Genomic DNA, 12,414 nt, shown 5'->3' on the forward strand with positions numbered 1-12,414 from the left:
ACGAGCCAAACAAGGATTGAGGATGATTAAACCTATTTTGTGATTAGCCACACAATTGAAACGGAGAGTGCGCAGAAAGAGAGTTGTTCACTAAAATATTGGGCTGGATGCGGGCACGGGTAAACTGCCGGGCAATTTGCAATCTTCACTCACCCTATCCATGTAACGCTTACCTCTACCGTTGCCGGAAAGCGCCCATAAAAAAACCCGCCGAAGCGGGTTTTTTATTTAGCGTTGGCGCTTGCGGACGATTATTCGTCGTCGCCGCCAAGGCCTGCGTTCAGCAGCTCAGCCAGGTTGGCTGTAGCCTCTTCCGCGCTGACCTGAGGAGCAACCTGCTCTTCATTCTGTGCGCGGCGACGCATACGGTCCTGATGATAAGCGTAACCGGTACCGGCTGGGATCAGACGGCCCACGATCACGTTCTCTTTCAGGCCGCGCAGTTCATCACGCTTACCGGCAACTGCCGCTTCGGTGAGAACACGCGTCGTTTCCTGGAACGAAGCCGCAGAGATGAAGGACTCGGTCGCCAGAGATGCCTTGGTGATACCCAGCAGGTCACGATGGTACGTTGCTGCGATCTTGCCGTCTGCTTCCAGCTGACGGTTGGCAATCTTGATGCGAGACACTTCAGCCTGTTCGCCTTCCAGGAACTCAGAGCTGCCTGCGCTGGCAATGGTGCCTTTACGCAGCATCTGACGAACGATAACTTCGATGTGCTTATCGTTAATCTTAACGCCTTGCAGACGGTAAACGTCCTGCACTTCGTTCACGATGTAACGGGTCACCGCGTGAACACCACGCAGACGCAGGATGTCGTGCGGAGACTCTGGGCCGTCAGATACGACGTCACCACGTTCTACACGTTCACCTTCGAACACGTTGAGCTGACGCCATTTCGGAATCATCTCTTCGTACGGATCGCTACCATCCAGCGGGGTGATCACCAGACGACGCTTGCCTTTGGTCTCTTTACCGAAGGAGATGATCCCGCTGATCTCAGCCAGGATTGCCGGCTCTTTCGGACGACGCGCTTCGAACAGGTCAGCAACGCGTGGCAGACCACCGGTGATGTCCTTGGTACCGCCGGATTCCTGCGGAATACGCGCCAGGGTGTCACCTGCGTTGATCTGGATACCATCTTCCAGCTGAACAATCGCTTTACCCGGCAGGAAGTACTGGGCAGGCATATCCGCGCCTGGGATCAGTACGTCATCGCCGCTGGCGTCAACGATTTTCAGTGCCGGACGCAGGTCTTTACCGCTACCGGTACGCTCTGCGCTGTCCAGTACCACGATAGAGGACAAACCGGTCAGTTCGTCAGTCTGGCGGGTAATGGTTTGGGTATCGACCATATCGGCGAAGCGAATGAAACCACTCACTTCACTGATAACTGGCATGGTGTGCGGATCCCAGTTAGCTACGGTTTCGCCCGCGCTGACTTCCTGACCGTCACCTTTCGCCATGACCGCACCGTAAGGCACTTTGTAGCTCTCTTTCGTACGACCGAATTCGTCAATCAGCTTCAGTTCAGTGTTACGCGAGGTGATAACCAGCTTACCGTTGGAGTTGGTTACGTGCTTCGCGTTGGTCAGCTTGATGCTGCCCTTGTTCTTCACCTGAATGCTGGACTCTGCTGCCGCACGGGATGCCGCACCACCGATGTGGAAGGTACGCATCGTCAGCTGGGTACCCGGCTCACCGATGGACTGTGCTGCAATAACACCGACCGCTTCACCTTTGTTGATGATGTGGCCACGTGCCAGGTCACGACCGTAGCAGTAAGCACACACACCAAAGTCGGTTTCACAACCTACCACGGAGCGTACTTTCACGGCGTCGACAGAGTTCTCTTCTAAAAGATCACACGTCTTCTCGTTCAGCAGGGTGTTACGCGGCACCAGAATGTCCGCCGTACCCGGCTTCAGCACGTCTTCTGCAGTTACACGACCCAGTACACGCTCACGCAGCGGCTCTTTCACGTCGCCACCCTCGATAACCGGAGTCATCAGGATGCCTTCGTGGGTGCCACAGTCGTCTTCGGTCACAACCAGATCCTGCGCCACGTCAACCAAACGACGGGTCAGATAACCGGAGTTCGCAGTTTTCAGTGCGGTATCCGCCAGACCTTTACGTGCACCGTGGGTCGAGATGAAGTACTGGAGTACGTTCAGACCTTCACGGAAGTTCGCGGTGATCGGCGTTTCGATGATGGAGCCATCCGGCTTCGCCATCAGACCACGCATACCGGCCAGCTGACGAATCTGCGCGGCAGAACCACGCGCACCGGAGTCGGCCATCATGAAGATGCTGTTGAACGAAACCTGCTGCTCAACTTCGCCGTCACGGTTAACCACGTCTTCAACAGACAGGTTTTCCATCATCGCCTTCGCTACGCGCTCGTTCGCCGCAGCCCAGATATCGATGACTTTGTTGTAACGCTCGCCCGCGGTAACCAGACCAGACTGGAACTGCTCCTGGATCTCGGCCACTTCGGTTTCGGCTTCTTCGATGATCTCGGCTTTCTTCTCCGGGATAACCATGTCGTCGATACCAACGGACGCACCAGAACGTGCTGCATACGCAAAGCCGGTATACATGATCTGGTCAGCGAAGATAACGGTCGGCTTCAGGCCCAAAATGCGGTAACAGGTGTTCAGCATTTTGGAGATCGCTTTCTTGCCCAGCGGCTGGTTGACGATGGAGAACGGCAGGCCGTTCGGCACAATCATCCACAGGATCGCACGACCAATGGTGGTGTCCACCAGAGAGGTCTTGGATTCCCACTCGCCTTCCGTGTTCTTCACATCTTCAGTGATACGGACTTTCACACGTGCATGCAGGGACGCCAGGCCAGCGCGGTAGATGCGCTCAGCTTCTTTCGGCCCAGTCAGTACCATGCCTTCGCCTTTGGCGTTAACACAGTCACGCGTCATGTAGTAGAGGCCCAGTACAACGTCCTGAGACGGAACGATGATTGGCTCGCCGTTCGCAGGAGACAGGATGTTGTTGGTGGACATCATCAGCGCACGCGCTTCCAGCTGGGCTTCCAGCGTCAGCGGTACGTGAACAGCCATCTGGTCACCATCGAAGTCGGCGTTGTATGCCGCACAAACCAGCGGGTGCAGCTGGATCGCTTTACCTTCGATCAGTACTGGCTCGAACGCCTGGATACCCAGACGGTGCAGGGTCGGCGCACGGTTCAGCAGTACCGGGTGCTCACGGATCACTTCGTCCAGGATATCCCAGACTACCGCTTCTTCACGCTCAACCATCTTCTTGGCAGCTTTGATGGTGGTCGCGAGGCCACGCAGCTCCAGCTTGCCGTAGATGAACGGTTTGAACAGCTCCAGCGCCATCTTCTTCGGCAGGCCGCACTGGTGCAGACGCAGGTACGGGCCTACGGTGATAACGGAACGACCGGAGTAGTCAACACGTTTACCCAGCAGGTTCTGACGGAAACGACCTTGCTTACCTTTGATCATGTCTGCCAGGGACTTCAGCGGACGCTTGTTCGAGCCAGTGATGGCGCGACCGCGACGGCCGTTGTCCAGCAGGGCGTCTACCGCTTCTTGCAGCATACGTTTTTCGTTGCGCACGATGATGTCAGGCGCAGCCAGATCCAGCAGGCGTTTCAAACGGTTGTTACGGTTGATCACGCGACGATACAGATCGTTCAGATCGGACGTTGCGAAACGACCACCATCCAGCGGAACCAGCGGACGCAGATCCGGCGGCAGTACCGGCAGCACGGTCAGGATCATCCACTCCGGCTTGTTGCCAGACTGTACGAACGCTTCCAGCAGCTTGATACGCTTGGTCAGCTTTTTACGCTTGGTTTCAGAGTTGGTTTCGTTCAGCTCTTCACGCAGCTGCTCGCACTCTGCTTCCAGATCCATGTTTTTCAACAGGGCTTGGATAGCTTCGGCGCCCATCTTCGCGTCGAACTCATCGCCGAACTCTTCCAGCGCGTCCAGATACTGCTCTTCAGTCAGGATCTGACGACGCTCCAGGTTGGTCATGCCGCCTTCAACCACCACGTAGGACTCAAAGTAGAGTACACGTTCGATATCACGCAGCGGCATATCCAGCAGCAGGCCGATACGGGACGGCAGCGACTTCAGGAACCAGATGTGGGCAGTCGGAGAAGCCAGCTCGATGTGACCCATACGCTCACGGCGCACTTTAGTCTGGGTAACTTCAACGCCACACTTCTCACAGATAACACCACGGTGTTTCAAACGCTTGTACTTACCGCACAGGCATTCGTAATCTTTAACCGGCCCAAAGATACGGGCGCAGAAAAGGCCGTCACGCTCAGGCTTGAACGTACGGTAGTTGATCGTTTCCGGCTTTTTAACTTCACCAAAAGACCAGGAACGGATCATGTCTGGCGATGCCAGAGCAATTTTGATCGCATCAAACTCTTCGGTTTTAGTTTGCGCTTTCAGAAACTTCAATAAGTCTTTCACGGATTGGCTCCTGTCGGAGTTAGACCTGTCAGGCGCCTGAACCGAAATTCAGGCGCCCCTGTGACGAGTGCGAACTGCACTATCGAACGGGAGGAGACTATTCGTCTTCCAGTTCGATGTTGATGCCCAGTGAGCGGATCTCTTTCAACAGTACGTTGAAGGATTCCGGCATGCCCGGTTCCATCTGATGATTGCCATCCACGATGTTCTTATACATCTTGGTACGGCCGTTGACGTCATCCGACTTGACAGTAAGCATTTCTTGCAGCGTGTAGGCGGCACCGTAAGCTTCCAGTGCCCATACTTCCATCTCACCGAAGCGCTGACCACCGAACTGCGCCTTACCACCCAGCGGCTGCTGAGTAACCAGGCTGTAAGAACCGGTAGAACGCGCGTGCATTTTGTCATCGACCAAGTGGTTCAGTTTCAGCATGTACATGTAGCCAACGGTAACCTGGCGCTCGAACTGCTCACCGGTACGACCGTCGAACAGTGTGATCTGACCGGAAGTCGGCAAACCACCCAGCTGCAACAGCTCTTTGATCTCTTTCTCTTTTGCACCATCGAAGACAGGCGTCGCGATCGGCATACCCTTTTTCAGGTTCTCTGCCAGGCGCAGTACTTCGTCATCGCTGAAGGTATTCAGATCAACCTTCTGACGGGTATCGTCGCCCAATTCGTACGCTTTCTGGATGAACTCGCGCAGCTTGGAAACTTCTTCATGTTTCTTCAGCATAGCATTGATCTTTTCACCAATGCCCTTCGCGGCCATACCCAAGTGGGTCTCCAGAATCTGACCGATGTTCATACGAGATGGAACGCCCAGCGGGTTCAGAACGATGTCAACCGGCGTACCGTTTTCATCGTAAGGCATATCTTCGATCGGGTTGATCTTGGAGATAACACCCTTGTTCCCGTGGCGACCTGCCATCTTGTCACCCGGCTGGATCTGACGTTTAACGGCCAGATACACTTTGACGATCTTCAGCACGCCCGGTGCCAGATCATCACCCTGGGTGATCTTACGACGCTTGGCTTCCAGCTTCTTCTCGAAGTCGGATTTCAGTTCGTCGTACTGCTCAGCCAACTGCTCGAGTTGGTTTTGCTTCGCTTCGTCAGTCAGCGACAGTTCCAGCCAACGGTCACGCGGCAGTTTGTCCAGCTTCTCAGCTTCAACACCACCAGATACCAGTGCGGCATGGATACGCGCAAACAGACCGGCTTCCAGGATCTGCAGCTCTTCAGTCAGGTCTTTCTTCGCCTGCTTCAGCTGCATCTCTTCGATTTCCAATGCACGTTTGTCTTTTTCCACGCCATCGCGGGTAAAGACCTGTACATCGATAACCGTACCGGAAACGCCGTTCGGTACACGCAGGGACGAATCTTTCACGTCCGATGCTTTCTCACCGAAAATCGCACGCAGCAGCTTCTCTTCTGGCGTCAGCTGGGTTTCACCTTTCGGCGTTACCTTACCAACCAGAATGTCACCGCCGGTCACTTCAGCACCGATATAGACGATGCCGGATTCATCCAGTTTGGAGAGCGCAGCTTCACCCACGTTCGGGATGTCAGCGGTGATCTCTTCAGGCCCCAGCTTGGTGTCACGGGAGACGCACGCCAGTTCCTGGATATGAATCGTGGTGAAGCGATCTTCTTGTACCACGCGCTCGGAGACCAAGATGGAGTCTTCGAAGTTGTAGCCGTTCCAAGGCATGAACGCTACGCGCATGTTCTGACCCAGTGCCAACTCGCCCAGATCGGTAGACGGGCCATCAGCCAGCACGTCGCCGCGCTCGATTGGCTCGCCCAGCGAGACACACGGCATCTGGTTGATGCAGGTGTTCTGGTTGGAACGGGTGTACTTGGTCAGGTTGTAAATGTCGATGCCTGCTTCGCCTGGGTACATCTCGTCTTCGTTGACCTTAATCACGATACGGGATGCATCAACGTACTGAACAGTACCGCCGCGTTTCGCTACGGCTGTTACACCGGAGTCGACCGCTACCGCACGTTCCATACCAGTACCTACCAGCGGCTTATCAGCGCGCAGGGTCGGAACTGCCTGACGTTGCATGTTCGCACCCATCAATGCACGGTTGGCGTCATCGTGTTCCAGGAATGGAATCAGGGATGCACCAACAGAAACAACCTGCTGGGTGGATACGTCCATATAGTCAACCTGGTCGCGGCTAAACAGGCTTGATTCGCCTTTGCTACGACAGGTAACCAGATCGTCTACGAAGTGGCCTTCTTCATCCAGGTTGGTGTTCGCCTGGGCAATAACAAAGTTGCCTTCTTCAATCGCAGACAGATAGTGAATCTCGTCCGTCACCACGCCATCAACCACACGACGGTACGGGGTTTCCAGGAAACCGTACTCGTTGGTCTGTGCGTACACAGACAGGGAGTTGATCAGACCGATGTTCGGACCTTCCGGCGTTTCGATTGGGCACACACGACCGTAGTGGGTTGGGTGTACGTCTCGAACTTCAAAGCCGGCGCGCTCACGGGTCAGACCGCCCGGGCCCAGTGCGGAGATACGACGCTTGTGCGTGATCTCAGACAACGGGTTGTTCTGATCCATGAACTGGGAGAGCTGGCTGGAGCCAAAGAACTCTTTCACCGCCGCCGAAATAGGCTTGGCGTTGATCATGTCCTGAGGCATCAGGGTGTCCAGATCGCCCAGAGACAGACGCTCTTTCACCGCACGCTCAACACGCACCAGACCGACGCGGAACTGGTTCTCCGCCATCTCACCGACAGAACGGATACGACGGTTGCCCAGGTGGTCGATATCATCGACTTCGCCTTTGCCGTTACGGATATCGATGAGCTTCTTCATCACCTGAATGATGTCGTCTTTGCTCAGGATACCGGAACCTTCGATCTCGTCGCGCAGCAGAGAACGGTTGAACTTCATCCGGCCAACGGCAGAGAGATCGTAACGATCTTCGGAGAAGAACAGGTTCTCGAACAGCGTTTCCGCTGCTTCACGCGTCGGCGGCTCGCCCGGACGCATCATGCGGTAGATCTCAACCAGCGAGCTCAGACGATCGTTGGTTGGGTCGACGCGCAGCGTCTCAGAGATGTATGGGCCGTGATCCAGGTCGTTGGTAAACAGCGTCTCAATGCGCTTGTGACCAGACTGGCTCAGCTTGGCCAGCAGATCCATGGACAGTTCCATGTTCGCGGCACAAATCAGCTCACCGGTGCTCTCGTCGATGTAGTCTTTACCGACCACTTTACCCGCAATGTACTCAACCGGGACTTCGATGCGCTCAACGCCATCTTTCTCCAGCTGACGGATATGGCGAGCCGTGATACGGCGGCCTTTTTCGACGTAAGTTTTGCCATCAGCTTCGATATCGAAGGAGGCAGTCTCACCGCGCAGGCGCTCAGGCACCAGTTCCATCTGCAACTTGTTGTCACGAATTTCGAAGACAACTTTGTCGAAGAACAGGTCGAGGATCTGCTCAGTGGTGTAATTCAGTGCACGCAGAATGATGGTCGCTGGCAATTTGCGGCGACGGTCAATACGTACAAACAGGTTGTCTTTCGGGTCAAACTCGAAATCCAGCCAGGAACCACGGTAAGGGATGATACGTGCGTTATAGAGCACTTTACCCGACGAGTGGGTTTTACCCTTATCGCTGTCAAAGAAGACACCAGGACTACGGTGCAGCTGAGATACGATAACCCTCTCAGTCCCGTTAATTACAAAGGTACCGTTTTCGGTCATGAGCGGAATTTCACCCATGTAGACTTCTTGTTCCTTGATGTCTTTAACCGTACCTTCCGGTGCTTCGCGCTCATAGATAACCAGGCGCAATTTAACGCGCAGTGGCGCAGAATATGTTACACCGCGGATCTGGCATTCTTTAACGTCGAATACCGGCTCACCAAGACGGTAGCTAACGTATTGCAGCTCCGAATTACCGCTATAGCTCTGGATGGGAAAAACAGAACGGAATGCCGCTTCAAGCCCGTACTGCCCTTCTGGATCTTGCTCGATAAACTTCTGGAACGAGTCAAGCTGGATAGAAAGGAGATATGGTACGTCCAGAACTTGTGGACGCTTACCAAAGTCCTTACGAATGCGTTTTTTCTCGGTATAGGAGTAAACCATAGGGTTCCTCAGCTCGCTGATCAGTGACCCACTCTGTCCGTCCTAAAGGACAGTTCTACAACACCATTTATGTCGATCGGAAAGCGAAAGACTTTCCGCAATATTCGTTTCTATCACTCTTAAATCATTTCATTGCACTTTGATCGAGAAGCGGTCTGTCACAGGGAGCGGCAGTATATTAAGGCGTCGATAGAAATAAATATTGAGGCTGTTCAGTGGTTAAACAGTGTGAAAGACCACTGACGCCTAGAGCGCAAAAAGGCTGGTGACCGAAAAGTCACCAGCCATCAGCCTTTTAAGTCAGGCTGCAACCTGGGAAGTTAACTTATTTAACTTCAACAGAAGCACCAGCTTCTTCCAGGGATTTTTTCAGAGCTTCAGCGTCGTCTTTGCTGATGGCTTCTTTCAGAACTGCCGGAGCAGATTCTACCAGGTCTTTAGCTTCTTTCAGACCCAGGCCAGTTGCGCCACGTACTGCTTTGATAACAGCAACTTTGTTAGCGCCAACAGCAGCCAGAACTACGTCGAACTCGGTTTTTTCTTCAACAGCTTCAGCCGGGCCAGCAGCTACAGCTACAGCAGCAGCAGCGGAAACGCCGAATTTTTCTTCCATCATGGAGATCAGTTCAACAACGTCCATTACGGACATTTCTGCAACTGCGTCCAGAATTTGCTCTTTAGTGATAGACATAACAATTGTTCCTAAAATTCAGAAATAGATTATACGTTAGCAACGCGATGAAAAAGCGGGCGATTAAGCCGCGTCTTTCTGATCGCGCAGTGCAGCCAGAGTACGAACCAGTTTGCCAGCAGAGGCTTCTTTCATGGTTGCCATCAGGCGTGCGATTGCTTCTTCGTAAGTCGGCAGCGTTGCCAAGCGGTCGATTTGCGCCGCAGGGATCAGCTCACCTTCAAAGGCCGCAGCTTTAACCTCGAATTTTGCATTCGTTTTAGCGAACTCTTTGAACAGACGAGCAGCAGCGCCCGGGTGTTCGTTAGAGAATGCAATCAAGGTCGGACCGACAAACGTGTCTTTCAGGCACTCGAAAGGAGTACCTTCAACGACGCGACGCATCAGGGTGTTGCGAACAACACGCATGTATACGCCAGCTTCACGGCCTGCTTTACGCAGTTCGGTCATTTTGTCAACGGTAACGCCGCGGGAATCCGCAACAACCGCAGACAGCGCGCCTTTGGCTACTTCGTTGACTTCAGCAACAATCGCTTGTTTGTCTTGAAGATTTAATGCCATTAGCTTTTGCTCCTGGATTGGGCCGGGGAAAACCCCCGGAACTCACTTCGCCTGCTATCGAGTATCGATGACAGACGTTCAAACACGGTGAGCAGAATCCAGCAAAGACAATTAAAAATTTTCTTTAGGCTCTGTCACCGTCTACGCAGGAAAATTAAGCCCCTGACGAAGCACCTGCGGTCTTGGACGGAGGCCTGGATTAGGCCAGGCTCCAACCGAAAAAATCTTGGTTTCGCACTTAGCGAAACAACGGGCGTCAGATTTTATACAAAACCAACGCCCGCGTAAAGCGTTAAATACAGCGCGATTAGTTCGCTGCTGCGTTCAGGCCGCTTTGGTCAACCGCAACGCCAGCACCCATGGTGGTGGACAGGCTAACTTTCTTGATGAAAACGCCTTTAGCAGTAGACGGTTTTGCTTTTTTCAGCGCAACCAGCAGTGCTTCCAGGTTCTCTTTCAGTTTGTCAGCGTCAAAGTCCACTTTACCGATGGTGGTGTGGATGATGCCGTTTTTGTCGTTACGGTAGCGAACCTGACCTGCTTTAGCGTTCTTAACCGCTTCAGCAACGTTCGGAGTTACAGTACCAACTTTCGGGTTCGGCATCAGGCCGCGCGGGCCCAGAACCTGACCCAGTTGACCTACAACGCGCATTGCATCCGGGGAGGCAATCACTACGTCGAAGTTCATTTCGCCTTTCTTGATCTGGTCAGCCAGATCTTCCATACCTACCAGCTCAGCGCCTGCAGCTTTAGCAGCTTCAGCGTTTGCGCCTTGGGTAAATACGGCAACGCGAACAGAACGACCGGTGCCGTGCGGCAGAACGGTAGCGCCACGAACGTTTTGGTCAGATTTACGAGCGTCGATGCCGAGGTTAACAGCAACGTCAACGCTTTCTACGAATTTAGCAGTGGCCAGCTCTTTCAGCAGGGCAACGGCTTCGTTGATGTCATACTGTTTAGTTGCATCAACTTTGTCACGGATCACGCGCATGCGCTTGGTCAGCTTAGCCATTTCTTAATCCTCCACTACCAGGCCCATGGAACGAGCAGTACCTTCGATGGAGCGAGTCATCGCTTCAACGTCAGAACCAGTCATGTCCGCAGCTTTGGTCTCTGCGATTTCACGTACCTGAGCACGGGTCACAGTACCCACTTTATCTTTGTTCGGCTTGCCGGAACCAGATTTGATACCAGCCGCTTTTTTCAGCAGCACAGCTGCCGGCGGGGTTTTGGTAACGAAAGTGAAGGAACGGTCAGAGTAAACAGTGATAACAACCGGAATCGGCAGACCTTTTTCAATGCTGTCAGTCTTAGCATTGAACGCCTTACAGAATTCCATGATGTTCACACCCTGCTGACCCAGAGCCGGACCTACCGGTGGGCTCGGGTTAGCCATGCCAGCTGCAACTTGCAGCTTAACGTAGGCTTGTACTTTCTTAGCCATCTAAATATCCTCGATTTGGGTTATATCGCCTGGTAACAGGCTCCCCGTTCTTTTACGAAGCCGCCGCCATAATGGCGACGTCTAAAAACAAAAGGCGCGAAATTGTAGTTCAATTTCGCGCCTCTTACAACTAGCAAATAGAGAAAATTGGGTGAAACGTAATCAGCCCTTCTCTACCTGACTAAAGTCCAGCTCAACCGGTGTTGCGCGACCAAAGATAGAAACAGACACCTTCAGGCGGCTCTTCTCATAGTCAACGTCTTCAACCACACCGTTAAAGTCAGCGAACGGACCATCGTTAACACGAACCAGCTCACCCGGCTCAAACAGCGTTTTCGGACGTGGCTTGTCACCCACCTGTTGCAGGCGGTTCATGATCGCATCCACTTCTTTATCGCTGATCGGCGCAGGACGATCGGAAGTACCCCCGATGAAGCCCATTACACGCGGTACGCTGCGAACTAAGTGCCAGCTTGCATCGTTCATGACCATCTGGACCAGAACATAGCCAGGGAAGAACTTGCGCTCGCTCTTACGACGCTGACCGCCACGGATTTCAACAACCTCTTCGGTCGGAACCATGACGTCGCCAAACAGCTCTTCCATGTCATGTAATTTGATATGCTCACGCAGCGATTGGGCTACGCGGCCTTCAAAGCCGGAGAACGCCTGAACGACGTACCAACGTTTTTTTGGAGCTTCAGACATCTTAGAACCTCAGGCCAGTAATAAATGATACCAGGCGGACCAGAATACCATCCAGGCCCCACAGAATCAGTGACATCACGGCAGTAACCGCGGCGACGATGAGTGTGGTGTGCAGCGTTTCCTGGCGGGTCGGCCAGATTACTTTGCGTACTTCAGTACGCGCTTCGCGGGCGAAAGCGACAGTGGCTTTACCTTTCGTCGTCGTCAGTGCCAGCGCGCCCGCCAGGGCGATCAGGATGACAACAGCCAATGCTCGCAGTGGCAGGCTATACTCACGGTAGAGATAGTTACCGACGATGGCGACGACCAATAATAGGGCGACACCCAACCACTTTACCGCTTCCAGGCCGCGTCCGCTCCCTTGAGCTTCGGTATTCGCACTCATAAACCAACCTGTCACAATGATTTAGAA

Annotated in this window: 8 protein-coding genes; all 8 read right to left on the minus strand. The window is 53.6% G+C overall.

Translation table 11 applies throughout. The features are described from left to right. Positions 1–251 precede the first annotated feature (251 nt). The 8 genes from rpoC to secE all read right to left on the minus strand — a co-directional run bounded on the left by rpoC (position 252) and on the right by secE (position 12,387). A complete protein-coding gene (rpoC, locus tag ACK3SD_RS16295; protein ID WP_137764584.1) occupies positions 252–4,472 on the minus strand; it encodes a DNA-directed RNA polymerase subunit beta' in 4,221 nt (1,406 codons plus the stop codon). A gap of 97 nt (positions 4,473–4,569) precedes the next feature. After that, complete coding sequence (rpoB, locus tag ACK3SD_RS16300) at positions 4,570–8,598, minus strand: DNA-directed RNA polymerase subunit beta (RefSeq protein WP_137764585.1); 4,029 nt, start codon at positions 8,596–8,598, stop codon at positions 4,570–4,572. Between the two features lie 325 nt (positions 8,599–8,923). Then, positions 8,924–9,289: a 50S ribosomal protein L7/L12 gene (rplL, locus tag ACK3SD_RS16305; RefSeq protein WP_137764586.1), complete on the minus strand. Its 366-nt coding sequence runs from the start codon at positions 9,287–9,289 to the stop codon at positions 8,924–8,926. 63 nt (positions 9,290–9,352) lie between these two features. Then, positions 9,353–9,850 carry a 50S ribosomal protein L10 gene (rplJ, locus tag ACK3SD_RS16310; protein ID WP_481126176.1) on the minus strand — a complete coding sequence of 166 codons (498 nt, stop codon included), beginning with the start codon at positions 9,848–9,850 and terminating at the stop codon, positions 9,353–9,355. Positions 9,851–10,157: 307 nt separating this feature from the next. Continuing rightward, a complete protein-coding gene (rplA, locus tag ACK3SD_RS16315) occupies positions 10,158–10,862 on the minus strand; it encodes a 50S ribosomal protein L1 (protein ID WP_137764588.1) in 705 nt (234 codons plus the stop codon). A 3-nt stretch (positions 10,863–10,865) separates the two neighbouring features. Continuing rightward, a complete protein-coding gene (gene rplK / locus ACK3SD_RS16320) occupies positions 10,866–11,294 on the minus strand; it encodes a 50S ribosomal protein L11 (RefSeq protein WP_072933574.1) in 429 nt (142 codons plus the stop codon). Positions 11,295–11,456: 162 nt separating this feature from the next. Then, complete coding sequence (nusG, locus tag ACK3SD_RS16325) at positions 11,457–12,002, minus strand: transcription termination/antitermination protein NusG (RefSeq protein WP_137764589.1); 546 nt, start codon at positions 12,000–12,002, stop codon at positions 11,457–11,459. 1 nt (position 12,003) lies between these two features. After that, positions 12,004–12,387: a preprotein translocase subunit SecE gene (gene secE, locus ACK3SD_RS16330; protein WP_137764590.1), complete on the minus strand. Its 384-nt coding sequence runs from the start codon at positions 12,385–12,387 to the stop codon at positions 12,004–12,006. Between the last annotated feature and the right edge of the window lie 27 nt (positions 12,388–12,414).

The organism is Chimaeribacter sp. YP20170169 (genome assembly GCF_056739715.1).